Consider the following 23,431-nt stretch of genomic DNA (forward strand, 5'->3'; position numbering starts at 1 on the left):
TAGCCGACCTGCCATGAGCTGCCTCCCTGTACTGTCGCCAATGCGACGTCGCCCAATCACCATCCCGCCACGCCTACGGTGAAACGTCAAATGAATGAACTGATAAGAAATGCCAATGCGAGAAGCAGACCGGTCGTGCGGTTGCTTTTGAACACGGCGAGGCAGGCCGGTCCGTCGGCCGGATCGGTCTTGCGGATCTGGTCGAACAGGTGAAAGGCGTAAGGCAGGATCAGCAATGCCAGCCAGAGCGACGCCCCTGCCAATACGCCGGCCAGTGCCGCAAGCGCCGCGGCCGCTGCATAGAAAATCCAGAGCCACAGCGTCAGATTCGATTGCAGCGCCAGAGCCGTCGATTTTACCCCGACCATGGCATCGTCTTCCATGTCCTGGCAGGCATAGATCGTGTCGTAGCCGAGCGTCCAGAACAGGCTGGAGACATAGAGCGCGATCGCCGCGGCATCGATGGCTCCCGCTATTGTCGCATAGCCGACGAGCACACCCCAATTGAATGTCAGGCCAAGCCAGGCCTGTGGCCACCAGGTGATCCGCTTCATGAAAGGATAGGCTGCGACCAGGCCGAGCGATGCGAGGGCTACCCATCGGGCCAGCTGCGGCAGCTGCATCAGCACGATGAAGCCGACGAGACACTGGGCAAGAAGGAATAGCCACGCGGCCCGGACAGAGATCGTGCGGGCGGCAAGGGGGCGGTCGGCAGTGCGCTCAACGCGCCGGTCGAGATCACGGTCGACAATGTCATTATATGTGCAGCCGGCCCCGCGCATGGCGACAGCACCGAGCGCAAAAAGGAGCGCCCAGCCGAGATCCGTGAGCTGTGCCGGAGCGCCGCTCGCCAGCCGCGCCAGCAGCAACCCGGTCCAGCACGGGATGGCGAGCAGCCAGAATCCGATCGGGCGGTCATAGCGCGCGAGGCGCAGGAAAGGTCGGAATCGCTCCGGCGCCCGGTCGACCCAGGTCTTTGGCAGGCTGTCGGCAACGCGTCGGTCGGCGGGAATCGTCATGCGCCCAGATTCCCAGCCACGACGCTTCGAGGCAAGAGTGTTGACGCGGCGCCGTCGACTGCTTACCCGCACGGCATGACCGATCCCCGTCTTTATTGCGAACAGGAGCTGGCGCCGGGCGTCCGGCTGGAGCTGGGCCGTGAAGACAGCCATTATCTGGTTTCGGTCATGCGCCGGCGTGAAGGCGAGAACATTCGCCTTTTCAACGCGAAGCATGGTGAATGGGCCGCCGAAATCAGGATCGCAGACCGCAAGCGCGCCGCCATTGAAGTCGATCGCCAATTGCGCCCGCCCCATATCGTGCCGGACCTCGAATTGCTGTTTGCACCGGTCAAGAAAAGCCGCACGGATTTCATTGTGGAAAAGGCGACCGAGCTGGGTGTCCGGTGCATCCGCCCGGTGATCACGCAGCGGACCATTGCCGACAAGGTACGAACGGACCGGCTGCGCTTGCTGGCCAAGGAGGCGGCCGAGCAAACCGAGCGGCTCGACTTGCCGGAAATCGACACTGCGGTGCGTCTGGAGGCTTGCCTGGCCGACTGGTCGCCGGAGCGGCCGCTTATTTTCTGTGACGAGGCGGGCGAGGCACAGCTGATGCCGGACGCGTTGAAAGGCGGACGCCGCGACGGCGTTTCGGTTCTGATCGGCCCGGAAGGCGGTTTCACGCCGGAAGAGCGTGAACGAATACGTGCTCTGCCGGCGGCCATACCGGTCTCGCTCGGGCCGCGCATTCTGCGCGCCGACACGGCAGCCGTGGCCGCACTGACGCTTTACCAGGCGCATTGCGGCGACTGGGCACACAATGCACAAGCACGTGAAAATTGACGGCTTCGTCTTGCCGGTCGCGCCGTTGCCTCCTAACTAGGCCAACAGGACAAGGGGAGCGGCAATCCATTGAGTGGATCCTATTCTGACGGCGGTGGCGGACCAGTCATCGAAAGCATCGAACAGATGGCGGCGCATCTCGCCAGGGGATGCAAGCCGCGCGAGCAATGGCTAATCGGCACCGAACACGAGAAGTTCGGGTTCACGCTGAAAGACCACCGCCCGCTGCCTTATGAAGGCGAGGGGCCGACCGTCCGCAAAATGCTGGAAGGCCTGACCCGCTTCGGCTGGGAATTGGTTGTCGAGAACGACAAGCCGATCGTGCTGAAGCGCGAGGGCGCGAGTGTCAGCCTGGAGCCGGGCGGGCAGTTCGAGCTGTCCGGTGCACCGCTGGAAAGTGTTCACCAGACCTGTTCGGAAGTGAATGGCCACCTCAAGGAGGTGAAAGCCGTTGCCGACGAGATCGGCGCCGGGTTCCTGGGGCTGGGATTTTCGCCGAAATGGTCGCTGGAAGAAACGCCGCTCATGCCGAAGGGCCGCTACGGGCTAATGAAAGCCTACATGCCCAAGGTCGGCTCGCTCGGCCACCAGATGATGTTCCGGTCGTGCACGGTCCAGGTCAATCTCGACTTCGACAGCGAAGCGACGATGGTGAAGATGTTCCGCGTCTCGCTGGCCCTGCAGCCGGTGGCCACGGCGCTGTTTGCGAATTCGCCCTTTGCCGACGGCAAGCCGAACGGCTTCCTCTCCTATCGGGCGCATATCTGGACCGACACCGACAATGACCGCACCGGCATGCTGCCCTTCGTGTTCGAGGACGGGATGGGGTTCGAGCGCTATGTCGACTACGCGCTCGACGTGCCGATGTATTTCGTCAAGCGAAACGGCGAGTTCATCAATGCCACCGGGCAGAGTTTCCGCGACTTCATGGCCGGCAAGCTGCCTGCCCTGCCGGGCGAGCGCGCGACAATCGAGGATTTCGACGACCATCTCTCGACAATCTTCCCGGAAGTGCGGCTGAAGACCTTTCTGGAAATGCGCGGCGCCGACAGCGGACCGTGGAACAAGCTTTGCGCGCTGCCGGCGTTCTGGGCTGGCCTGCTCTACGACGACGCCTCGCTCGAAGCGGCTTGGCAGCTGGTAAAGGACTGGAGCGCCAGCGAACGCGATGCGCTTCGTATTGGCGCTGCGCGCAAGGCGTTGAAAACGCCCTTCCGCAACACCACGCTGCAGGAAATCGCCAAGCAGGTCCTGGCCATTTCGCGCGACGGTCTGCGCGCGCGCGCCAGGCTGAACGGGCATGGCGAGAACGAGGCGGTTTTCCTCGATGATCTCGAAGCGATCGCCGCGAGCGGTCGCAGCCCGGCAGAAGACCTGCTGCAGCGCTATCATTCGGGCTGGGAGCACTCCGTCGAGCCGGCATTTACCGACTGCGCCTACTGACAGTTTCGTGACAGGTTCGCCCTTGAGTGACGGTTAACGCCGTGATCAAGTGCGCCCCGACAACCGGCGAGGGCCGGCATCGGGGAGGATGCATTGACTGACACCACAGCGGTAACGCCTGCGTCGCAGGATACGAGCTTTTTCGGCCATCCCAAGGGGCTGGCGATCCTGTTTTTCACCGAGATGTGGGAGCGCTTTTCCTATTACGGAATGCGCGGCCTGCTGATCATCTACCTGACCCAGCATTTCCTGTTCTCGGATCAGCAATCGACATTGATCTACGGTGCCTACACGGCGCTGGTCTATGTGATGACGATCATCGGCGGCACGCTCGCCGACCGTTATCTCGGCCAGAGGAAGGCCGTGACGTTCGGCGCCATCCTGCTTGTGCTGGGGCATGGCATGATGGCGTTCGAAGGCTCGGGATCGCGCGAGATCCTGACTTATGAAGGCGCCGAATACGAGATTACCCAGGATGGCCGCGGCAGTGGCGCGAACATCAATGCGATCATCATTTCCGAAAGCGGCCAGTCGATCATCACCTATGGCGATGGCGGCACGACGATCAATGTCGAGGATCCCGCTGCGGTCGGATTGCCGGCAAGCTTCACCTTCTCGGATGACATGACACGCGTCGAGCAGGAGCCGCTATACGTCAACATTCTCTACCTTGCGCTGGCCCTGATCATCGCCGGTGTGGGTTTCCTGAAAGCCAATATCTCGACCATTGTCGGTACGCTCTACGGGCTCGGCGATACGCGCCGCGATTCTGGCTTCACCCTGTTTTACATGGGTATCAATCTGGGCTCCTTCCTTTCGTCCATCACGGTCGGGATTATCGGCATTGTCTATGGCTGGAAATGGGGGTTCGGACTGGCCGGCATCGGCATGCTCGTTGGCCTGCTGACCTTCCTGTTCTTCCAGCACTGGCTGGAAGGCCGGGCCGACCCGCCTGACGCTGAAAAGCTGAAGAAGAAGGTCTTCGGGCCGATCAATGTTGAATGGGCCTGCTATCTCGCCGGCCTCGGCATTATCGGGATCTCGATGCTGGCCGTGATGAACCCGCAATACATGGGCGGCGTGCTCGGTCCGCTCGGCATCATCATGCTGGTCTTCCTGGTCGGCTATGCCTTCATGAAGACTCACGGCCAGGAACGCGGCCAGATGTTTGCCGCGATCTATTTCGTGCTGGCGCAGATCCCGTTCTGGGCGCTGTTCGAGCAGGCGGGCTCGTCGCTGAACCTGTTCACCGACCGTCTGGTCGACCGCAGCATGTTCGGGTGGGAAGTGCCGGCGCCGGTCTTCCAGGCGCTCAATGCAGGCTTCATCTTCATCTTTGCACCGCTCGTGGCCTGGCTTTGGATATACCTCGCCAAGCGGCGGATGAACCCGTCGACACCGGTCAAGTTCGCCGGCGGCGTGTTCCTGGTCGGGTTGGGTTTCCTGGCCCTCGTGCTCGGCATGAATGTCAGCGGGACCGCCGGAATGACGGCTGTCTACTTCATTTTCCTGATCTACTGGATCCATACCATGGGCGAGCTGATGTTGTCGCCCGTGGGGCTGTCAGCGGTCACCAAGCTCGCTCCGGCGCGCGTGGTCGGCATGACGATGGGCGCCTGGTTCCTGTATTCGGGACTGTCGAATTTCCTGGCCGGCATCATCGCCTCGACAACCGGCGCTGAAACGATCGGCGGTCAATTGACGGACGCGGCCGCAGCCAAGGCGACCTATACCGCGGTGTACACGCAGGTCGGGCTGATCGCGATGGGTATCGCCCTGTTCATGTTGCTGATCTCGCCGATCATCAAGAAGCTGATGGGTGCCGCGGATGACACGATGCAATCGCATCCCGAGGATACCGAAGCGGGTGGTCCGTCCATGGACCGGACGTCCGACGCGCCCTGACCGGGCCTGTCCTTCGGGCAATGAAAAGCCGCCGCGGAGTTTCTCCGCGGCGGCCTTTTTTTGCGCTTCGAAGCGAGGCCTACTTTTGCCAGCGGTCGTAAATAATGTTCCGGTCGAACAGGCTCGATGACCGGCGGCGACAGGCAGCAGACGATTCGATCCTGAACTGCGAGGTAGCGAAATCGATCTTGATGCGGCCATGATCCAGCAGGTCCAATCCCACGATCATGGCCGGCGTGTTGGCCAGGCCGAGGGTTTCAAAGATCGGAAAATCCGTGGCCAGAGCGCGCGCATTGCGAATGCAGAGACCGGAGAAGCGTACTGTACCGATGCCGATCTCGCCGGCCTGTCCCGATTGCGGGCCAAGGCCGAACACCTCGATATTGCGAACCTGGCGGTCGGTCATGACCGCATCTGCGAGCGATTCATTGATAAAGCTGCGCGTCGCGCCTGTGTCGACGATGAATACGGTTTCAATGCCATTGACCGACCCTGTCGCCCGCATCATGCCGATGCTGTCAATCACGCCGGAGAAGTCCGCAGTTTGCCAGGCCTCTGACGGGTCTATTCGGACGACATAATCGCGCAGATCGACCTCAACGCGGCTGTCTCCGAAGGCGTCTGTTCCGAGAATGCCAAACGCAACGAGATTGGCATTGATGTCGGCATCGATCGTGATCGCGCGGTCGATCGGAGCCGGTCCGGCACCGAAGTCAATTCGTGACACACCGAGGATGACGGTCGGGCCGGCCCCGGTCAGCCCATAGAATGTATCCGGCGTGCCGTCGGCGAAAGACAGGCCGAGCTGGTAGGCGAGGGCTTCGAGCAGCGCGGTGTGATTGGCACCGGTGTCGAGAATGAAGGGGTAGGGCCCCTCGCCGCCAATCGTTGTCGGCAGGACATAGTGTCCACTAAAAGCCTGCCGCAACTCTATTTCGGGTCCGCCCCAGGCCTGGGCGGTCATCGCGATACCGAAGCAGGCTGCAGTGATGAGTTTGCGCATCTCGTCCTCCTGACTTGCAAATTAGTGCGAAACCGTGGTCACGGCGAACACACGAAGTCGTCAGAATTTAGAATGTGCCGCGCAATTCGACGTAGAAGAGCGGGCCTTCCCGACGGCTCTGGTATTCGACAGCGTTCACCACACCGAGCGCGCGCGAACCGTCATAGAAGATGCGTTGACGCGTATTGCCCCGGTCGAGGGCACCATCGACCCCGATGCGTGCGGTCAAACCTGCCCAGCGCGTTGTTTCGACATAGATATCCAGATCGCCGTCGGTGAAGCCTTCGAGGCGGTATTCGCTTGCGCGGAAGACCTCGCCGTCAGATAGCCAGAAATAATCCCAGCCCCAGGCCAGGTCGAGCTTCGGGAAGGATTGCCGGAAGTCGAGGCGTACCTCCCATTCGCGCAAGTTCGACAGATGCCGGTCCTGCTGTGTCAGCTCGTCGAAAATGTTGGTGTCATACCATTCCAGGAAACCGTCGAGCACGGCGTTCGACAGGCCGATGGAATCGAGCGGCAGGGAGGTTTCCCAGGTCAGCCGGAAGATGGTGCCGTCGCCAATGTTGCCGGGCGCATCGAACACGCCAGTGGGTGTTACCACCGAAATGAAATCATCGACGCCTTCGATCCAGTCCTGGCCGATACGGAAAGTGAAGGAGCCGGATTCGCCGAACCGGCGCTCGACCTCGGCTTCAAGTGTCCAAGTGCGCTGGGGCTCATAGTCGGGGTTGCCGACCACCGCATTATTGTCGGCGATATCGATGGAGCTGGCGAACTTTCCAAAGTTCAGCTGATCGACATCTCGGCGCCCGGCGACGCGAAAACTTGTGACATCATTGGCTTGCCAGGTGAGTGCCACCGATGGCTTGGGATAGGAAAAGCGCCGCGACTGCTCGGAATCGCCGGTCTGTTCGATCTCGGAAAATTCATAACGCAATCCGGATTCCAGGTTGAAGGCTTCATTGATCGCCCAGACATGGTTCACGAAGAGCTCGGCCCGGCGTTCCTCGACCCGCGAATCCGCCACCGGCAGATCAAGCGGCGTGATCGTCGTCCCGTCATTATAGTCGACCTCAAGCAGGGTCTCGCGCCAGTTGACGGCGGCTTCAGCGCCGAACTCGAGCGTGTGGCGGTCATTTACGGTCCAGTTGAGCGCCTGCCGGAAAACCTGCTCGGAATTGTCGCTGTCTACCACGACAATGAAGGCCTCGACGAAATTGCCAGGATCATAGATCTCGAAGGCCTCGGCCCCGTCACGGTAGAAAGAGCGCCGCCACAGGAAGGTCGATGTCGACGCCAGATTGTCCGTGACGTCATGGTTCAAGGTGCCGGTCAGCGAACCACCGCTACCGTAATTGGTTGTGGCCGACTGCTCGAAACGCTCGAGCATTGGTGAACCGGTGGCGAACCCGTCCACCAGCGAATACTGGTGACGCCGCCATTCCCAGGTGAAGAAACGCGCATCGAACTGGAGCCGCGTGTCGGGCGTGATCTGCTGTGTTGCCGACGCGGTGCCGATATATTCCCAATAGCGGCGCTGTTCGTGGTCGTTGCGGTTCTCGATCTGAGCGCCGTTCCCGTCGAAGAGCGATTCATGGCGCTGGATGCGAGGGCCGCGCAAGACCGCCTCGAGCCCGAGATTGATGTCCGTCTCGCCCTGCGTGAAGGAATAGGCGATCTCACCGACCGCGCCGAGGCGCGAGCCGTCGAAATGATTGAGCCGCGCGCTCCAGGAACCAGAGGCGCCGGCGCCCTCGCGGAGGACGACATTCACCAGTCGCGCATGGCCGCGCATCTCGTATTGCGGTACCGGTTCACGGATCAACTCGATGCGTTCGACATCCTCGGCGGAGATCCGCTGGAGGATGGTGTCGAGCGGAATCGTCTTGTTCGAGGGCCGGCGGCCGTCGATCAGCAGATTGCCGAAGGAATCCGCCAATCCGCGGCGGTCGGTGTCGCCCGCGGAGAGTGAGAAACCGGGCACGCGACTGACCATGTCGAGGGCCGTAACCGGATTGAAGGCGGTGAAAAATTCGGTGCCGAACCCGATGATGGCGCCCGATGTCGACTCGCCAGCATGAGACCGGTCGATATCTGCCTGTGCCCAGCAAATACCGGATGTCAGCAGTGTCGCGGCCATCGCCGCAACACTCGCTCTAAGTTTCCCTCGCATGAAACCCTATCCCTGTTCAGGCCCCCCGCCCGAATGGAAGCCAATCTACCGGGTCATGCGACGAACTGAATTAAATGGCGGTCATATCAATCACGAAAGTGCGATATGTGGATCAGCCTGCACCGCCCACGGTGAGGCCGGCGATCTTCAATGAAGGCTGGCCGACGCCCACCGGCACGCCTTGTCCGGCCTTGCCGCAAACGCCGATGCCGGGATCCATGGCAAAGTCATTGCCGATCATCGAAATCCGGGTGAGGGCGGTCGGGCCATCGCCGATCAACGTGGCCCCCTTGACGGGATCGGCGATCTTGCCGTTGCGGACCCGGTAAGCCTCGGTGCACTGGAAAACGAACTTGCCAGAAGTGATATCGACCTGGCCGCCACCGAAACCGACGGCATAAAGGCCGTCCTCGAGACTTTCGATCATTTCCGCGGGTTCGTGTTCACCGTCCAGCATGTAGGTATTGGTCATGCGTGGCATCGGCATGTGCGCGTAGGATTCGCGGCGGCCATTGCCGGTCGCCTCCATGCCCATCAGGCGGGCATTCTGGCGGTCCTGCATGTAGCCCACGAGGATGCCGTCCTCGATGAGAATTGTACGTTCGGTGGGCGTGCCTTCATCGTCGATGGTCAAAGAACCGCGGCGCTTGTCCAGTGTGCCGTCGTCGATCACGGTCACGCCCCTGGCGGCGACCTGCTCGCCCAAGCGGCCGGCGAAGGCGGACGTGCCCTTGCGGTTGAAATCGCCTTCCAGGCCGTGGCCGACCGCTTCATGCAACAGCACGGCGGGCCAGCCGGGACCGAGCACGACATCCATCTGACCGGCCTTCACATCGACTGCCTCGAGATTGACGCGGGCAATTCGCAGGGCTTCATCGGCCAGGGATTTCCAGGAGTCGGGTTTCAGCCAGACCTCGAATGCATCGCGCCCGCCAGCTCCCGTGCTGCCGGATTCGCGGCGGCCATCGCGTTCGACGGTCACGGAAATGTTCAGGCGCACGAGCGGACGGTCGTCAGTGTTGAGGTTTCCGTCGGGCCGCAATATGCCGATCACCCGGCGGGACCCGGCGATCGAGGCAGAGACCTGGACCACCTCGCTGTCCTTGGCGCGCAGATAGGCATCGATCTCCTGCAACAGGGTCGACTTGGCATCGAAACCGGGATCGCCGACCGGGTCGATGGCATCATAAAGGTGGCGATTGGTGCGGACCGGCGCATCGGACAGCCGGGACGAACGACCTTCGCGGGCAGCACCGACGACCGAAGCCGCGCGTTTCACGGCATCCAGCGTGGGATCGCTGGAGTGGGCATAGCCGACCGCTTCCCCGGAAACGCAGCGCAGGCCGAAGCCGCGTGTTGCATCAAAGGACGCGGTTTTCAGCCGGCCATCGTCGAACACCAGCGTTTCCGACGTGCCATGTTCGAGAAACAACTCGCCGTCTTCGGCACCGGCAAGGGCGTCGGAAAATGCGTGTCGGGCACTATCAGCGTCAAACTCGAAGGGACTGAACGGATCGCTGGACATTGAAGGGCTCCTGCAGGACAGCCCTAGACATAGCGATGCCCGGCATTGCTTGCGAGCCCAAGATTACATGTGATGATCGAACGTCAGCTTCCGCTGGCGACGCGAAAGCGCTCGAGTTGTTCGCGCGGCTGGCGCCAGTGTGGCGCTTCAGCGGCGGCGGCCCGGAAATCATCATAAGCATCGGCAATCCGGCCCATCCGCTCATACGCGACCGCGCGATTGAAATAGGCTTTCTCGGCATCGGATAGACCGGCTTCGAGCGCCCGGCTTGCAGCATCCACGGCCTCCTCGAATCGGCCAAGGCGAATCAGGGCCGCTGATCGGTTCATGTCGATTTCCGGCGCGTCGTATCCGGCCACGACGGCCTGTTCGAGATCGTAGAGGGCATCGGCGGGCCGTTCGAGATGCAGGTTTATGACGGCGCGGTTCACCCAGGTGCGCTGGCGGTCACGTGCAGTCAGATCACTGGAGGCGAGGGCGGAATCGCAGGAGTTGAGGGCGGAACTGTAGGCGCGCCGCCAGACGGCGTTCTCGTAGCATTGCGCGGCCGGACTGCTGCCGATCACGATCATGGATTGCGCCGATGCGGTGCCGGCGAACATGCACGCCGCAATGCCTGTCAGGAACAACCTCAACATGTCACCCTCCTTGCCAGCCTGCGCATCCGCATGGCTGCGCAAAGAGTAGCAGATGTCGTGCCAATTGAAAATTGGCCTCGCGAGCAGATGTTTTTCGTCGACATTGCGGATCGGGGGACGTATGCGACAAAAAGGCACTGATATCGGCCTGACAGCGCCGGTTCAGGACTCTATATTCCGCCGCAATTCGCGAGGGGCGCCCTCGCGGCCAAGCAAGTATTTGGGGAAGCCATGCGATTTCTAACCGCGCTTTTCGCCATCTGGATGACCGTGACTGCGCTCGCGGCCGCTCAAAGTGGTGCGCCCGTGCCGGACGCTATCGGTTTGCGCGAAGCCGTCACGCCCGTCATGGAAAGTGTTGTCGAATTCCACACCCTGGTGATGTGGATCATCTCTGCGATCACGCTCGTCGTGCTGGCGCTGCTGCTGTGGGTCATGATCCGCTACAACCGGCGCGCCAATCCGACGCCGTCGAAGAACAGCCACAACACGCTGATCGAGATCATCTGGACCGCCGTACCGGTCTTGATCCTGGTAGTGATCGCGGTTCCGTCATTCCGGCTGCTGTATCTGCAGGACGAAATTCCGGAAGCCGATCTGACGATCAAGGCTGTCGGCTATCAATGGTATTGGGGTTATGAGTATGCCGATCTCGGGATCGGCGAATTCTATGCCAACATAATCCCGGACGAAGAGATCGATGCCGAAGCTGGCCAGCTGCGCCTGTTATCGACGGATTATCCGATCGTGGTGCCGGTCGATGCGACGGTGCGACTGAACGTGACCGCCGCGGACGTGATCCACTCCTGGACCATCCCCCAGTTCGGCATCAAGATAGACGCCATTCCGGGCCGGTTGAACGAGACCTGGTTCCGGGCCGAACGCACAGGCGTTTTCTACGGCCAGTGCTCGGAGCTCTGCGGGCTGCGCCACGCCTTCATGCCGATCGAGGTCCATGTCGTGCCGCAGGACGTGTTCGACGCCTGGGCCGAGACGGCAGCGGAAGACATCGATGCCGGCCGTTCGCTAATTGCTGAATATCAATCCGGTGTCCGCGAGACCCGGATGGCCTCGCGCTGAGGAGAGAGACATGTCTGACGCTATTGTTCATCAGGACGATCACGACCATTCGCCCAGCCTCTGGGACCCGCGCCGCTGGCTGTTCTCCACCAATCACAAGGACATCGGTACGATGTATCTGGTGTTCGCGATTGTCGCGGGCATCATCGGTTTTGCCATGTCCGGCGTGATCCGCTGGGAGCTGGCACAACCGGGCATTCAGGTCTTCGACGGCACGTCGCTTCTCGGGGCACTCGCAGCGAACGAGCACTCTTACAATGTCTTCGTGACAGGCCACGGCCTGGTCATGGTGTTCTTTGTGGTCATGCCGGCGATGATCGGCGGCTTCGGCAACTGGTTCGTGCCGATCCAGATCGGCGCGCCCGACATGGCCTTCCCGCGGATGAACAATATCTCGTTCTGGCTGCTGCCCTTTGCCTTCATGCTTTTGCTGATCTCGCTGTTCGTGCCGGGGTCGGGTGCCGGCAACGGGTTCGGCGGAGGCTGGGTAATCTACCCGCCGCTGTCGACCAGCGGCCACCCCGGACCGTCGATGGATTTCGCCATCCTTTCGCTGCACCTGGCCGGTGCGTCCTCCATCCTCGGTGCGATCAATTTCATCACGACGATCTTCAACATGCGTGCGCCGGGCATGACGATGCACAAGATGCCGCTGTTCGTCTGGTCGATGCTGATCACCGCTTTCCTGCTGCTGCTGGCGCTGCCGGTCCTGGCCGGCGCCATCACCATGCTGCTGACCGACCGCAATTTCGGGACGACTTTCTTCGACCCGGCCGGCGGCGGCGACCCGGTGATGTTCCAGCACTTGTTCTGGTTCTTCGGTCACCCGGAAGTCTACATCATGATCCTGCCGGGCTTCGGCATGGTCTCGCACATCGTGTCGACCTTCTCGCGCAAGCCGGTATTCGGCTATCTCGGCATGGCCTACGCCATGGTTTCGATCGGCTTCATCGGCTTCATCGTGTGGGCGCACCACATGTACACGGTCGGCATGGCCGTCGACCTGAAAGCCTATTTCGTGGCTGCGACAATGATCATCGCGGTGCCCACCGGCATCAAGATTTTCTCGTGGATCGCGACGATGTGGGGCGGGTCGATCGACTTCAAGGTACCGATGTTGTGGGCAATCGGCTTCATCTTCCTGTTCACGATCGGCGGCGTCACCGGTGTGATGCTGGCAAATGCCGGCGTGGACCAGGTGTTGCATGACACCTATTACGTGGTGGCTCACTTCCACTACGTGCTGTCGCTGGGAGCCATTTTCGCGATCTTCGCCGGTTTCTACTACTGGATCGAGAAGATGAGCGGATACAAGTATTCCGAGCTGCTTGGCCAGCTGCACTTCTGGATCACCTTTATCGGCGTGAACCTGATCTTCTTCCCGCAGCACTTCCTTGGTCTGCAGGGCATGCCGCGGCGCTATGTCGATTATCCCGATGCCTACGCGTTGTGGAACCAGGTCTCGTCCTGGGGCTATGTGGTGACCATGGTCGGCACGATCATCTTCTTCGTGATGCTGATCGATCTGTTCCTGCGCCGCCGTCAGGGGGCTGCGAACCCGTGGGGCGAAGGTGCCACCACGCTGGAATGGACGCTGTCCTCGCCGCCGCCTTTCCACCAGTTCAACGAACTCCCGGTGGTAAAGTCGGACACACACTAGATGCGACGGGCGGGGCGGAGAGACATCTCCGCCCCGAACGCCTTTGAATGAAGACATGGCAACTCGAACGGACACCGTGATGACCGGCCAGGCTGCGTCATCACCCGCCGAATGGCGGGATTATATCGCGCTGATGAAACCGCGCGTGATGACGCTTGTCGTCTTCACGGCGTTTGCGGGCTACATCGCCGCCCCGGCGGGCCTGCACCCCTTCATGGCCGTGATATCGCTTTTCGCCCTGGCTATGGGCGCGGGCGCGGCGGGCGCGCTCAACATGGCCTATGATGCGGATATCGATGCCACCATGCGGCGGACCCGGCTGCGGCCGGTCCCGCGCGGCCTGGTGCGCGCAGAAGATGCCTACGGCTTTGGCATCGTTGCGTCAGCGATTGCCGTATTGCTGATGGCGCTGGCGGCAAACTATCTGGCGGCCGGGCTGCTGGCCTTCTCGATCTTCTTCTACGCGGTCATCTACACGATGGTGCTGAAACGGCGCACGCCGCAGAATATCGTGATCGGCGGCGCTGCCGGTGCGTTCCCGCCGATGATCGGCTGGGCCGCCGCGACCGGCGAGATCACGCTCGATTCGGCTATCCTGTTTGCCATCATCTTCCTGTGGACGCCGCCGCATTCATGGGCGCTGGCGCTTTACAAGTCAGGCGATTACGCAGCGGCCGACGTGCCGATGATGCCAGTCGCCAAGGGCGCGAAGCGGACGCGTCTGGAAATCCTCATCTATTCGCTGATCCTGACTCCGTTCGCACTGGCACCGGTTTTCACCGGCCTCGGCGGCGCGGTCTATGCCGGGGTCTCATTGCTCGGCGGACTGGCCTTCTTGGTGCTAGCCTGGCGGATCTTCAATTCGCGCGCCGGCGAAGCCGGGTCTGCGGAAGAGGGTGCGCTCTATGCCGTCCGTGCGGGCGACAAGGCCGCGCGTGACCTGTTTGCCTATTCAATTGGCTATCTGGCCGCGCTTTTTGCCGCACTCATCGCCGAACATGCGCTTGGAGCCTATATTGCAACGCCTCTTGGAGGTGTGATTTGACCGACGAAAACAGACCCACGGCGGAAAAGACCGGCGCACAGCCGAACCTCACCGAGCACGAACAGGCCAAGCGCGAATTCGTGAAGGCGCGCAACCGGCGCAACATCATGATCGCCTGGTCCCTGGTCGCATTCATGGCGATCGTTTTCTCGATCACGGCGATCCGGCTGACCCAGAATATTGCCGATCGCGAAGCCGCGATGATGGCAGAGGAGGCTGACGGTGAAGCGCTGGCTGAAGAATAAGAATTCCCGCCTTCTGATTACGCTGTCCGGCGTTGCCATTGCCATGGTCGGTGCAGCTTATGCGGCTGTTCCGCTTTACAATCTGTTCTGCCAGGTCACCGGATATGGCGGCACCACGCAAGTTGCCGAGACCGGCGCTGACCGCGTGCTCGAACGCACGGTCGAGGTGCGGTTCGATGCGAGCATGGAACGCGGCCTGCCGTGGACGTTCGAGCCGATGCAGACCTCCATGACGGTGCATGTCGGCGAAACGGCACTGGCCTTCTACCGCGCCACCAACATGTCGGACCGGCCGGTGACCGGAATGGCGACCTACAACGTAACGCCGTTCAAAGCGGCGCCCTATTTTTCCAAGCTGGAGTGCTTCTGCTTCACCGAGCAAACGCTGCAACCCGGCGAAAGCATTGAAATGCCCGTCCTGTTCTTTGTCGATCCGCTGATCGACGAGGAGCGCCGTATGGACGATATCCGTACCATTACACTGTCCTATACTTTCTTCGAACAGGAATCGGACGGAGCAAGCGCGACAGGTCGCCGCGAAGCGGCACCATAGCATTGATCCGTAACGATACCGAAGGTATCAGACGTTCAACTCGTCCGGGGACGACTCGCAGGAGACACAGACATGGCCGGTCAAGCCGTCAAACACGACTATCATCTCGTCAATCCGAGCCCCTGGCCCTTCGTCGGGTCCTTGTTCGCCTTCATCATGATGCTTGGCGCGGTTGTCTGGATGAAAGGCCTGGCGGAAGGCAATTTCTTCTTCGGTGAAGGCCAGCCCTGGCTTTTTGCGATCGGCTTCCTCGGCATTCTCTACACGATGTTCGGCTGGTGGAGCGACGTGATCAAGGAATCGCGTGCCGGTGACCACACGCCGGTTGTCGCGATCGGTCTGCGCTACGGCATGATCCTGTTCATCCTGTCGGAAGTCATGTTCTTCGTGGCGTGGTTCTGGATGTTCTTCGAAGCCGCCCTGTTTCACGATCTGCGTGCCAGCGGCAGCTGGGATGCGGTCGCCATCGGCGCTGACTTTACCGGCTGGGAAAACTGGCCGCCGCCGGGTATCGAGACCTTTGATCCCTGGCATCTGCCGCTGATGAACACGCTGATCCTGCTTCTGTCCGGCACGACGGTGACATGGGCGCACCACGCGCTGCAGCACGGCGACCGCAAGGGCGCCATCCAGGGGCTGGTCCTGACCGTCATCCTCGGCCTCTGCTTCACCGCAGTGCAGGCCTATGAATATTCGCACGCCCATTTTGCCTTCGACGGCAATCTCTATGGCGCGACCTTCTTCATGGCGACCGGCTTCCACGGCGCGCACGTCATCATCGGGACGATCTTCCTGGCTATCTGCCTGTTGCGGCTGCTGGCCGGTGGCATGTCGCCGCAAAAGCATTTCGGCCTCGAGGCGGCGGCCTGGTACTGGCACTTCGTTGACGTCGTCTGGCTGTTCCTGTTCGCCTTCGTCTATGTGACATTCCAGTAGCGATGAGCCATGTCTCGCCTTTCGCCGCAGGTCTGAAGGGGCGATGCCCCCGTTGCGGCGAAGGCCAGATGTTTGCGGGATATCTGAAGATTGCTGACCATTGTGATGTCTGCGATCTGGATTTCGGCTTTGCCGATGCCGGAGACGGTCCGGCTGTCCTCGTCATGTTCCCGGCCGGATTTGCCGTGGTGATCCCGGCGCTCCTGCTGGAGGTCGCAGTGCAGCCGCCGATCTGGGTCCACATGACCCTCTGGCTGCCGCTGACGCTGGCGATCTGCCTCTTGCTGCTGCGCCCGTTCAAGGGCGTGCTGTTCGCGCTGCAATACAAGCACGCGGCAGAAGAAGCCCGCTTCAACGACGAGCATTGAGGCTGGCGGCTTGACGTTCCGCCCGCTGCCTGTCCTGACCCTTTTCATGCTGCCGGCGCTGGCGCTGTTATTGTGGCTAGGTGCCTGGCAATGGGGGCGGATGGGCGACAAGGCAGACGCCGTGGCGGCTTGGGAAAGCCGCGAAACGGGGGCGGCCCTGCCGCTAAGCGGGGTGTTGTGCGATGTCCGCGCCAGCTATTTCGGCCAGGAAGTCGAGCTTCCGGATCCAGCCAACCGGGAATTCATTCGTTTCCAGGGCCGTTCGCTGGACGGTGAACCGGGCTGGCGACACATGTATGCCTTGCCATTGCCCGACTGTTTCGAGGCCGGTGCAGGTCAGTCGGTCCTTGTCCAGCACGGGTTCGAACCCCTGCGCGGCGGCGATGTCGTCACCACAGAGCGATTGATGATCCGGCCGCCACCGGAAACCGGCGGGTTTGCGGCAGAGAATGATACCGCTTCACGGACCTTCTACCGCTTCGAGCCGGAAAGCCTTGCGCAATCCCTCGATTCGGCACGCATCTATGCGGACTTCTGGATCGTCGGGTATTCGGACGAATTGCCGCCCGAATTGGCGGCCGTGCCACCGGTGCAGCACCTTGGATATGCGCTGACCTGGTGGGGCATGGCGCTGGCGCTGATCGCGGTTTACCTCGGCTTGCATGTGCAGCGCCGGCGTTTGTGCTTCACCCGGCGTTAGCGGCTTTTTGCTATACGAATCAGGTCGATTTAATGAGGCAGACGCATGGCGCTGTGGCGCGACGAATCTCCGGGTGTGGAACTTGAAACGCGCGACCTGATCCTGCGGGCGCCACGCGCCGAGGATTATGAAGCCTGGGCGAAGCTGCGCGCCGCGAGCCGCCGCCATACCGAGCCGTGGGAACCTGCCTGGACCGAAGACGAGCTGACCCGTACCGCCTACCGCGGCCGGCTGCGGCGCTACGATATGGACTGGCGCGACGGGCGCGGCGCGCCTTTCTTCATCATTCGCAAAGAGGGCCGGTTGCTGGTGGGGGCCTGCAATCTCAACAATATCCGGCGCGGCGTGATGCAGAGCGCCGATATCGGCTACTGGATCGGCACACCCTATATTCGCCGCGGCTTCGCCCGGCAGGCGATCCGTCGTGTTTTGGCGTTTGCCTGGAGTGACCTTCAGCTCAACCGGGTCGAGGCTGCCGTGCAGCCGCAGAACACGGCATCGCGGCAATTGCTGGAGGAAATCGGCTTTGTCTTCGAAGGACGGGCACGCGGATTGCTGAATATCGCCGGCGAATGGCGCGACCACGACCGGCTGGCCATCCTGTGCGAGGATCGCTGAGATGCATGAGCTTGTGCTGACCGAAGCCACCAAAGCCTCTGGTGCGGTCGCGTTCGTCATCGACTTGGAGACGGCCTGTTTTGACGGAGATTACGGCAGGCTTGGCCTGATCAAGGCGACCTACCTGCTCGAAGACATCATCGAGAAACTGGCACCCGCCGAACGCCCGGATTTCTCGCAAGCCATTATCGCGGGTGAAATCGATCAGCGTGTGCGGCTGGTTGGTGAAGAGGGAGCCGTGCGGTATCTAAGGTTCATCGGCCAAAGACGGTCTGACGGTTGCCTGACCGGGTTGGTTCTGCCGGCCGGCCGGTTCTGCGTGGACGCCGGCGATCAATTGATTCGCGAAAACCGTGTCACGGCAGCAGTGGATGATGGAGAAATCCTTGCCCACTACCAGCCGATCGTATCGCTGGAGACGAGTGCGCTGGTGGGATTTGAAGCCCTGGCACGCTGGGACCGCCCCGGCGTCGGGCTGATCGGGCCGGATGATTTCATTCCGCTGGCCGATGATCTCGACCTGCTTGGCCGGATCGGCACCCAGGTACGCGACGCAGCGGCGCGGGATCTGTCAGCCTGGCGCACGGCATTACCGAATACGCCGCTGTTCATTGCCGCCAACGCCACTGTCAGTGAATTGCTGACGGACGGATTCGCCGAGACCCTGATCGGCAGTATCGAGCGATCGGGCCTGCGCGCGGGAAGCTACAAGCTGGAAATCGCGGAAACCGAGATCATGCGTCAGCCTGACGAGGCGGCCCGGGTGATTGCCGATCTCAAGGCTGGGGGCATCCAGCTGGCGCTGGATGATTTCGGGACCGGCTATTCCTCGCTGTCGCGGCTCGATCAGTTCAACTTCGATACCGTGAAGATCGATCGCTATTTCATTCGCGCCATGGCGTCGTCGGGGAGCGCGACCAAAGTGGTGGAATCGGTCATGCAGCTGGCCAATCATCTCGGCATGACAGTCGTGGCCGAAGGAATAGAAACTGCAGAGACCGCCGCGCAGCTTGCGGAAATGGGATGCGATTACGGGCAGGGTTTCCGCTTTGCGGGCGCCGTGGCACCGGAACTCGCGGCGGAAATCGTCAAGTCGGGGCTGCCCGGACGGATCGCGCCACCACCGCGCTGATCAGGCGTGGCCGGAAATTGCCGACAGGTGAGCGGGATCGACGCCGATCAGCTTGAGGGCACGCTCCCACTTGTTTTCGAACAGATCATCGAAAATCAGGCTTTCTTCCGGTTCGGCCACGAGCCAGGCGCTGGCCTGCAATTCGTCTTCGAGCTGGCCCGGCCCCCAGCCGGCATAGCCGAGCGCGAGCACAGCGCGACGGGGCGGGTGATCGGACGCCATGGCGTCGAGCACTTCGCGGGTCGCCGTCAGACAGATATTGCTGGACACCCGCATGGTCGCGGCGTCGTGCGAGAAATCCGGTGTGTGCAGGACAAAGCCGCGATCTCCGTCGACCGGGCCGCCATTCAGCACGGCGCGATCGGGAACAACGATGTCGCTTTCGATCTCGAGCTGGTCGAAAAGCGTGGGCAGGCGGAGATCTTCGACCGGATTATTGACAGCAATTCCCATTGCGTGCTCGTCATCATGATCGCAAACGTAAATCAGCGCGCGATCGAATCGCGGGTCGCCGATCGCAGGGCTTGCGATCAACAGCTTCCCGGTGAGATATCCCGCGTCTTGCATGCAAGCATGCTCTCCCCAAAACGGGGACAGGTAAACCCATGTTCCCGCTATTCAGACCAGAAGTGATCGGGCAACATTCCAATAACGCCATAAGCGAGGAGATTCCCAATATGACGATTGCAAAGGGCGACAGCCTGCCAGACGTGAAATTCGGTGTGATGACGGCAGACGGACCGTCGCAGGTTTCAACGAGCGACGTGTTTGCCGGAAAGACCGTGGCGCTGTTCGCGGTGCCGGGAGCATTCACGCCGACCTGCTCGGCCAAGCATTTGCCGGGATTTGTCGAAAAGGCCGATGAATTGCGGTCAAAGGGCGTGGACACGATTGCCTGTGTTTCGGTCAATGATGTCTTTGTCATGAAGGCCTGGGGCGATGATCAGGGCGTCGGCGATGACATCGTCATGCTCGCCGATGGCAATGGCGATTTTGCGCAGGCGACGGGTCTGACGATGGACGGGTCCGGTTTCGGGATGGGCCTGCGCTCGCAACGTTTCTCGATGCTGGTCAAGGACGGCAAGGTCGAGATCCTGAACACTGAAGAGCCGGGCGATTTCCGTACGTCGAGCGCGGAACACATGCTGACCCAGCTCTAGGACACCAGAAGGGAGGAGCCTTCCAATGGGCGAGTTGATCTTTATCGGCGTGATCGTCGTGCTGGCGCTGCTGATCGTCTCAATGACGATCAAAGCGGTGCCGCAGGGCATGGAATACACGGTTGAACGGTTCGGGCGGTTCACGCGAAAGCTGACGCCCGGTCTCCACTTCATCGTGCCGTTCGTCGACGTCGTCCGGTACAAGATCAATGTACGCGAGCGGGTGCTCGACGTGCCCAAGCAGGAAGTGATCACCAAGGATAACGCCATGGTGTCGGTCGACGCCGTGGTGTTCATCCAGGTGATGGAAGCGGCGCGGGCGGCCTACGAAGTCGACAATCTCGACTTCTCGATCGTCAATCTGGCGATGACCAATGTACGGACCGTGGTCGGCTCGATGGATCTCGACCAGGTCCTGTCCAACCGCGACGATATCAATGCGCGCCTTCTGTCCGTGATCGATGCCGCCACCAATCCGTGGGGCGTGAAGGTGACACGGATCGAGATCCGCGACCTGTCGCCGCCGCCGGACATTACCGAGGCGATGGCCCGGCAGATGAAGGCGGAACGCCTGAAGCGGGCGGAAATCCTTGAAGCGGAAGGTGAAAAACAGTCGGAAATCCTGCGCGCCGAGGGTGAAAAGCAATCACAGATCCTGGAAGCCGAAGGCCGCAAGGAAGCCGCCTTCCGGGACGCCGAGGCACGCGAACGACTGGCCGAGGCCGAAGCGCGCGCGACCGAGGCCGTGTCAAAGGCGATCCGCGAAGGCGATCTCAATGCGGTAAACTATTTCCTCGGCCAGAAATATGTCGAGGCGTTTGCCAAGCTGGCCGAAAGCGACCAGCAGAAAACGGTCATCATCCCGGCCGAGTTCTCCAATATCGTCTCGACCGTGATGGGCGTGGGCGAGCTGGCGAAGGCAGCGCGTGACGCGGCCAAGGACGCGGCCACGGATGCTGTCGGCCAGGCGCGCGGCAGTGTGCCGCCAACGGAATAGGAGGCCTTCATGGACCTGCTGATCACAGCACTGGAAAGCCTGAATGTGTGGTGGTGGCTCGGCATTGCCGCGGCCCTGCTCATCACCGAATTGCTCACCGGCACAACCTATATCCTGTGGCCTGCGGCTTCCGCCTTCGTCACCGCGCTGTTTGCTGCCTTCGTCGGTTGGCCGGTCGAGCTTGCCATCTTTGCCGGTCTCGGCGTGCTCTTCCTGCTGCTGGGGGACCGCTTCGTGAAACCCCGCCTGAAATCCGGCGCCGATAGCGGCCTCAACACCCGGGCGACCTATCTTGTCGGCGAACGGGTGACCGTGGTGTCCGGTTTCACGGAAGGTCGCGGCCGGGTGCGCCATGGCGACACCGAATGGTCGGCCAAGACCGCGGATGGCAGTGATCTGGCTGTCGGGGCCAGCGCCGTTGTCACGGCGCTGGACGGGACACGCCTCATCCTGAAAGCCTGACGTTCAGCCTTCCGCTGCGTTCGAGCTACATCAGGCTGGCATCACGCATCTGTGCGATTGCCAGCCGCGCCAGCTCGTCGGCGCGGTCATTGTCGGGGTCACCGGAATGGCCCTTGACCCAATCCCAGCTGACTTCATGCCGGGATGCAGCCGCGTCCAGTTCCATCCACAGATCGGCATTCTTGACCGGTTTTTTGGCGGCGGTTTTCCAGCCATTTTTCTTCCAGCCGTGAATCCATTTCGTGACGCCATCGCGTACATAGGTGGAATCCGTCACCAACCGGACCGGTTTGCCGCTGCCCTTGATCGCCTTCAGAGCACGGATCGCCGCCATTAATTCCATGCGGTTATTGGTCGTCTCCAGCTCGGCACCGGAAATTTCCTTACGATGACCATTCCATTCGAGAATGGCGCCCCAGCCACCCGGGCCCGGATTACCGGAACAGGCTCCGTCAGTGTGGATGGTGATCAGGCCCATCAGCTCGGCTTCACCGGATAGATCTTGTCGAGATCGTCGATGCCGGCGCGGACAAGCTCGGCGAGAACATCCATGTCGATATCCTCGAGCTTGTTGATGTAGAGACACGATCTGCCGAGCTTGTGTTTGCCGAGACGGTCGAGCAAATGCCCGTAATTCTGGTAACCCGGCATGATGTAGAGCGACAAATTGGCCTTGCGCGGCGAAAAGCCGGTGGCCAGGAAATCGCCCTCTCTGCCCGTGGGGTATTTGTAATGGTACTCGCCGAAGCCGATAATTGACGGTCCCCACATGCGCGGCGACCAGCCGGTGACATCCTTGAAAAATTGCAACAGCTGCAGGCCCTGTTCGCGGCGTTTTTCCGGCTCGACGGTGGCGAGAAAATCTTCGGGCGAAATTTCGGTCGGCTTGGTCTTGTTCTCGCTCATTCTGCGGCCTCATGGGTCAGGATACGGGGCAGTTTGAAGACCACATCCTCTTCGGTGACACGCAATTCATCGACATGTGTGTCATAGCGTTCACCGACCGCTGCGATCAGGTTCTCGACCAGGCTCTCGGGCGCCGAAGCACCGGCGGTGATGCCGAGCGTTTCCGCGTTTTCGAGCAGCGTCCAGTTGACCGAGCCGGCGTCCTCGACCAATGCCGCATCGCGTGCGCCGGCGCGCAGGGCAACCTCGACCAGGCGCTTGGAATTCGACGAGGTTTCCGAACCGATCACGAGAACCACATCGCAGCGCTCCGCCATTGCCTTGACGGCGGCCTGGCGGTTGGTCGTGGCGTAGCAGATGTCTTCCTTGTGCGGCGCGGAAATCGACGGGAAGCGGGCCTTCAGCGCCGCGACGATCTCCGCCGTGTCGTCAACCGACAGCGTGGTCTGGGTGACGAAGGCGAGCAAGTCCGGATTACGCGGCTCGAACGCCCTGGCATCCTCGACGGTCTCGATCAGCGTGATCGCGCCGTCCGGGAGTTGCCCCAGCGTTCCAATCACCTCGGGATGGCCGGCATGGCCGATCAACACGATCTCGGCGCCATTATTGTAATGGCGCTGGGCTTCCACGTGGACCTTGGAGACCAGCGGGCAGGTCGCATCGACATAGATCATGTTGCGCCGCTCGGCCTCGAACGGCACGGATTTCGGGACACCATGCGCCGAAAAGACCACCGGGCGGTCCGTCGGGGCCTCGTCCAGTTCTTCGACGAAAATGGCGCCAATACGCTGCAGGCGCTCCACGACGTGCCGGTTGTGGACGATTTCATGGCGCACGAAGACCGGCGCGTCGAACTTGGCGATGGCCTGCTCGACGATCTGGATGGCGCGGTCGACGCCCGCACAGAAGCCGCGCGGTGCAGCGAGAATTACGTGCATTTTCGGGCGAACGCTCATTTCCGATCCATCATCTGCGGTCCCGCCGTTGCGGCAGGCCAATAGGCGTCGTAAGACCCTGACATAATCAACCGTCGGTCCG

Annotated in this window: 25 protein-coding genes; 16 read left to right on the forward strand and 9 right to left on the reverse strand. The window is 61.5% G+C overall.

What is annotated here, in order from left to right; translation table 11 throughout:
- Nucleotides 1-86: 86 nt before the first annotated feature.
- Nucleotides 87-1,019 carry a 4-hydroxybenzoate octaprenyltransferase gene (gene ubiA, locus ACOOFN_RS10660; RefSeq protein WP_420431271.1) on the reverse strand — a complete coding sequence of 311 codons (933 nt, stop codon included), beginning with the start codon at nt 1,017-1,019 and terminating at the stop codon, nt 87-89.
- A gap of 75 nt (nt 1,020-1,094) precedes the next feature.
- On the opposite strand from ubiA, the gene ACOOFN_RS10665 reads away from it, so the two are divergent.
- From ACOOFN_RS10665 to ACOOFN_RS10675, 3 genes are all read left to right on the forward strand, one after another.
- A complete protein-coding gene (locus ACOOFN_RS10665) occupies nt 1,095-1,844 on the forward strand; it encodes a 16S rRNA (uracil(1498)-N(3))-methyltransferase (RefSeq protein ID WP_420431273.1) in 750 nt (249 codons plus the stop codon).
- Nucleotides 1,845-1,913: 69 nt separating this feature from the next.
- Nucleotides 1,914-3,287 (forward strand): glutamate--cysteine ligase, encoded by a 1,374-nt coding sequence (locus ACOOFN_RS10670; protein WP_420431275.1) that lies wholly within the window; start codon nt 1,914-1,916, stop codon nt 3,285-3,287.
- A gap of 93 nt (nt 3,288-3,380) precedes the next feature.
- Nucleotides 3,381-5,192 (forward strand): peptide MFS transporter, encoded by a 1,812-nt coding sequence (locus ACOOFN_RS10675; protein ID WP_420431277.1) that lies wholly within the window; start codon nt 3,381-3,383, stop codon nt 5,190-5,192.
- 79 nt (nt 5,193-5,271) lie between these two features.
- On the opposite strand, the gene ACOOFN_RS10680 is transcribed toward ACOOFN_RS10675, so the two are convergent.
- The 4 genes from ACOOFN_RS10680 to ACOOFN_RS10695 all read right to left on the reverse strand — a co-directional run bounded on the left by ACOOFN_RS10680 (nt 5,272) and on the right by ACOOFN_RS10695 (nt 10,531).
- Nucleotides 5,272-6,195, reverse strand: a complete 924-nt coding sequence (locus ACOOFN_RS10680) for an aspartyl protease family protein (RefSeq protein ID WP_420431279.1) — start codon at nt 6,193-6,195, stop codon at nt 5,272-5,274.
- A gap of 67 nt (nt 6,196-6,262) precedes the next feature.
- Nucleotides 6,263-8,368 (reverse strand): TonB-dependent receptor plug domain-containing protein, encoded by a 2,106-nt coding sequence (locus ACOOFN_RS10685; RefSeq protein WP_420431281.1) that lies wholly within the window; start codon nt 8,366-8,368, stop codon nt 6,263-6,265.
- A gap of 112 nt (nt 8,369-8,480) precedes the next feature.
- On the reverse strand, nt 8,481-9,893 hold the full coding sequence (gene tldD, locus ACOOFN_RS10690) for a metalloprotease TldD (RefSeq protein ID WP_420431283.1): 1,413 nt from the start codon (nt 9,891-9,893) through the stop codon (nt 8,481-8,483).
- A gap of 83 nt (nt 9,894-9,976) precedes the next feature.
- Nucleotides 9,977-10,531 (reverse strand): tetratricopeptide repeat protein, encoded by a 555-nt coding sequence (locus tag ACOOFN_RS10695; RefSeq protein WP_420431285.1) that lies wholly within the window; start codon nt 10,529-10,531, stop codon nt 9,977-9,979.
- A 231-nt stretch (nt 10,532-10,762) separates the two neighbouring features.
- On the opposite strand from ACOOFN_RS10695, the gene coxB reads away from it, so the two are divergent.
- The 10 genes from coxB to ACOOFN_RS10745 all read left to right on the forward strand — a co-directional run bounded on the left by coxB (nt 10,763) and on the right by ACOOFN_RS10745 (nt 18,868).
- Complete coding sequence (gene coxB, locus ACOOFN_RS10700; protein WP_420431287.1) at nt 10,763-11,611, forward strand: cytochrome c oxidase subunit II; 849 nt, start codon at nt 10,763-10,765, stop codon at nt 11,609-11,611.
- A gap of 10 nt (nt 11,612-11,621) precedes the next feature.
- The gene (gene ctaD / locus ACOOFN_RS10705) at nt 11,622-13,271 is read left to right on the forward strand and encodes a cytochrome c oxidase subunit I (RefSeq protein WP_420431289.1); all 1,650 of its coding nucleotides are present in this window, start codon (nt 11,622-11,624) and stop codon (nt 13,269-13,271) included.
- A gap of 55 nt (nt 13,272-13,326) precedes the next feature.
- A complete protein-coding gene (locus tag ACOOFN_RS10710; RefSeq protein WP_420431291.1) occupies nt 13,327-14,316 on the forward strand; it encodes a heme o synthase in 990 nt (329 codons plus the stop codon).
- A complete protein-coding gene (locus tag ACOOFN_RS10715) occupies nt 14,313-14,561 on the forward strand; it encodes a hypothetical protein (RefSeq protein WP_420431293.1) in 249 nt (82 codons plus the stop codon). The genes ACOOFN_RS10710 and ACOOFN_RS10715 overlap by 4 nt, the downstream gene beginning before the upstream one ends.
- Nucleotides 14,539-15,114 (forward strand): cytochrome c oxidase assembly protein, encoded by a 576-nt coding sequence (locus tag ACOOFN_RS10720; protein ID WP_420431295.1) that lies wholly within the window; start codon nt 14,539-14,541, stop codon nt 15,112-15,114. The genes ACOOFN_RS10715 and ACOOFN_RS10720 overlap by 23 nt, the downstream gene beginning before the upstream one ends.
- Nucleotides 15,115-15,186: 72 nt before the next feature.
- Complete coding sequence (locus tag ACOOFN_RS10725; protein WP_420431297.1) at nt 15,187-16,050, forward strand: cytochrome c oxidase subunit 3; 864 nt, start codon at nt 15,187-15,189, stop codon at nt 16,048-16,050.
- A 68-nt stretch (nt 16,051-16,118) separates the two neighbouring features.
- Nucleotides 16,119-16,418, forward strand: coding sequence for a DUF983 domain-containing protein (locus ACOOFN_RS10730; protein ID WP_420431299.1), 300 nt, complete (start codon nt 16,119-16,121; stop codon nt 16,416-16,418).
- Between the two features lie 46 nt (nt 16,419-16,464).
- The gene (locus ACOOFN_RS10735) at nt 16,465-17,118 is read left to right on the forward strand and encodes an SURF1 family cytochrome oxidase biogenesis protein (RefSeq protein WP_420431301.1); all 654 of its coding nucleotides are present in this window, start codon (nt 16,465-16,467) and stop codon (nt 17,116-17,118) included.
- Nucleotides 17,119-17,163: 45 nt separating this feature from the next.
- Nucleotides 17,164-17,736, forward strand: a complete 573-nt coding sequence (locus tag ACOOFN_RS10740) for a GNAT family N-acetyltransferase (RefSeq protein WP_420431303.1) — start codon at nt 17,164-17,166, stop codon at nt 17,734-17,736.
- A 1-nt stretch (nt 17,737) separates the two neighbouring features.
- Complete coding sequence (locus ACOOFN_RS10745) at nt 17,738-18,868, forward strand: EAL domain-containing protein (RefSeq protein WP_420431305.1); 1,131 nt, start codon at nt 17,738-17,740, stop codon at nt 18,866-18,868.
- On the opposite strand, the gene ACOOFN_RS10750 is transcribed toward ACOOFN_RS10745, so the two are convergent.
- Nucleotides 18,869-19,435, reverse strand: a complete 567-nt coding sequence (locus tag ACOOFN_RS10750; RefSeq protein WP_420431307.1) for a YqgE/AlgH family protein — start codon at nt 19,433-19,435, stop codon at nt 18,869-18,871.
- 110 nt (nt 19,436-19,545) lie between these two features.
- Here ACOOFN_RS10750 and ACOOFN_RS10755 point away from each other — a divergent pair, with 110 nt between their 5' ends.
- The 3 genes from ACOOFN_RS10755 to ACOOFN_RS10765 are packed head-to-tail and all read left to right on the forward strand — an operon-like array spanning nt 19,546 to nt 21,487.
- Nucleotides 19,546-20,028, forward strand: a complete 483-nt coding sequence (locus tag ACOOFN_RS10755) for a peroxiredoxin (RefSeq protein WP_420431309.1) — start codon at nt 19,546-19,548, stop codon at nt 20,026-20,028.
- 25 nt (nt 20,029-20,053) lie between these two features.
- The gene (locus ACOOFN_RS10760; protein WP_420431311.1) at nt 20,054-21,025 is read left to right on the forward strand and encodes an SPFH domain-containing protein; all 972 of its coding nucleotides are present in this window, start codon (nt 20,054-20,056) and stop codon (nt 21,023-21,025) included.
- 9 nt (nt 21,026-21,034) lie between these two features.
- On the forward strand, nt 21,035-21,487 hold the full coding sequence (locus ACOOFN_RS10765) for an NfeD family protein (protein WP_420431313.1): 453 nt from the start codon (nt 21,035-21,037) through the stop codon (nt 21,485-21,487).
- 25 nt (nt 21,488-21,512) lie between these two features.
- Here the strand turns inward: ACOOFN_RS10765 and rnhA are convergent, their stop codons facing one another.
- Genes rnhA through ispH form a run of 3 tightly spaced genes read right to left on the reverse strand, consistent with a single transcriptional unit; the run spans nt 21,513 to nt 23,349 of the window.
- The gene (gene rnhA, locus ACOOFN_RS10770) at nt 21,513-21,965 is read right to left on the reverse strand and encodes a ribonuclease HI (RefSeq protein WP_420431315.1); all 453 of its coding nucleotides are present in this window, start codon (nt 21,963-21,965) and stop codon (nt 21,513-21,515) included.
- The gene (locus tag ACOOFN_RS10775; RefSeq protein ID WP_420431317.1) at nt 21,965-22,393 is read right to left on the reverse strand and encodes a DUF1801 domain-containing protein; all 429 of its coding nucleotides are present in this window, start codon (nt 22,391-22,393) and stop codon (nt 21,965-21,967) included. Before ACOOFN_RS10775 ends, rnhA begins: the two co-directional genes overlap by 1 nt.
- Nucleotides 22,390-23,349: a 4-hydroxy-3-methylbut-2-enyl diphosphate reductase gene (ispH, locus tag ACOOFN_RS10780; RefSeq protein WP_420431319.1), complete on the reverse strand. Its 960-nt coding sequence runs from the start codon at nt 23,347-23,349 to the stop codon at nt 22,390-22,392. Before ispH ends, ACOOFN_RS10775 begins: the two co-directional genes overlap by 4 nt.
- Nucleotides 23,350-23,431 lie beyond the last annotated feature (82 nt).

It is taken from the genome of Hyphobacterium sp., assembly GCF_965217055.1.
Classification (GTDB): Bacteria; Pseudomonadota; Alphaproteobacteria; order Caulobacterales; family Maricaulaceae; genus Hyphobacterium.

What these genes read in the sequence shown, in the direction of transcription:
- ACOOFN_RS10695 (WP_420431285.1), bottom strand. Translation starts at nt 10,531, where the DNA reads ATGTTGAGGTTGTTCCTGACAGGCATTGCGGCGTGCATGTTCGCCGGC.
- ctaD (WP_420431289.1), top strand. Translation starts at nt 11,622, where the DNA reads ATGTCTGACGCTATTGTTCATCAGGACGATCACGACCATTCGCCCAGC.
- ACOOFN_RS10765 (WP_420431313.1), top strand. Translation starts at nt 21,035, where the DNA reads ATGGACCTGCTGATCACAGCACTGGAAAGCCTGAATGTGTGGTGGTGG.
- ubiA (WP_420431271.1), bottom strand. Translation starts at nt 1,019, where the DNA reads ATGACGATTCCCGCCGACCGACGCGTTGCCGACAGCCTGCCAAAGACC.
- ACOOFN_RS10740 (WP_420431303.1), top strand. Translation starts at nt 17,164, where the DNA reads ATGGCGCTGTGGCGCGACGAATCTCCGGGTGTGGAACTTGAAACGCGC.
- ispH (WP_420431319.1), bottom strand. Translation starts at nt 23,349, where the DNA reads ATGAGCGTTCGCCCGAAAATGCACGTAATTCTCGCTGCACCGCGCGGC.
- ACOOFN_RS10735 (WP_420431301.1), top strand. Translation starts at nt 16,465, where the DNA reads ATGCTGCCGGCGCTGGCGCTGTTATTGTGGCTAGGTGCCTGGCAATGG.
- ACOOFN_RS10685 (WP_420431281.1), bottom strand. Translation starts at nt 8,368, where the DNA reads ATGCGAGGGAAACTTAGAGCGAGTGTTGCGGCGATGGCCGCGACACTG.
- ACOOFN_RS10750 (WP_420431307.1), bottom strand. Translation starts at nt 19,435, where the DNA reads ATGCAAGACGCGGGATATCTCACCGGGAAGCTGTTGATCGCAAGCCCT.
- ACOOFN_RS10775 (WP_420431317.1), bottom strand. Translation starts at nt 22,393, where the DNA reads ATGAGCGAGAACAAGACCAAGCCGACCGAAATTTCGCCCGAAGATTTT.
- rnhA (WP_420431315.1), bottom strand. Translation starts at nt 21,965, where the DNA reads ATGGGCCTGATCACCATCCACACTGACGGAGCCTGTTCCGGTAATCCG.
- ACOOFN_RS10710 (WP_420431291.1), top strand. Translation starts at nt 13,327, where the DNA reads ATGGCAACTCGAACGGACACCGTGATGACCGGCCAGGCTGCGTCATCA.
- ACOOFN_RS10680 (WP_420431279.1), bottom strand. Translation starts at nt 6,195, where the DNA reads ATGCGCAAACTCATCACTGCAGCCTGCTTCGGTATCGCGATGACCGCC.
- ACOOFN_RS10760 (WP_420431311.1), top strand. Translation starts at nt 20,054, where the DNA reads ATGGGCGAGTTGATCTTTATCGGCGTGATCGTCGTGCTGGCGCTGCTG.
- ACOOFN_RS10730 (WP_420431299.1), top strand. Translation starts at nt 16,119, where the DNA reads ATGTTTGCGGGATATCTGAAGATTGCTGACCATTGTGATGTCTGCGAT.
- ACOOFN_RS10755 (WP_420431309.1), top strand. Translation starts at nt 19,546, where the DNA reads ATGACGATTGCAAAGGGCGACAGCCTGCCAGACGTGAAATTCGGTGTG.
- coxB (WP_420431287.1), top strand. Translation starts at nt 10,763, where the DNA reads ATGCGATTTCTAACCGCGCTTTTCGCCATCTGGATGACCGTGACTGCG.
- ACOOFN_RS10745 (WP_420431305.1), top strand. Translation starts at nt 17,738, where the DNA reads ATGCATGAGCTTGTGCTGACCGAAGCCACCAAAGCCTCTGGTGCGGTC.
- tldD (WP_420431283.1), bottom strand. Translation starts at nt 9,893, where the DNA reads ATGTCCAGCGATCCGTTCAGTCCCTTCGAGTTTGACGCTGATAGTGCC.
- ACOOFN_RS10665 (WP_420431273.1), top strand. Translation starts at nt 1,095, where the DNA reads ATGACCGATCCCCGTCTTTATTGCGAACAGGAGCTGGCGCCGGGCGTC.
- ACOOFN_RS10725 (WP_420431297.1), top strand. Translation starts at nt 15,187, where the DNA reads ATGGCCGGTCAAGCCGTCAAACACGACTATCATCTCGTCAATCCGAGC.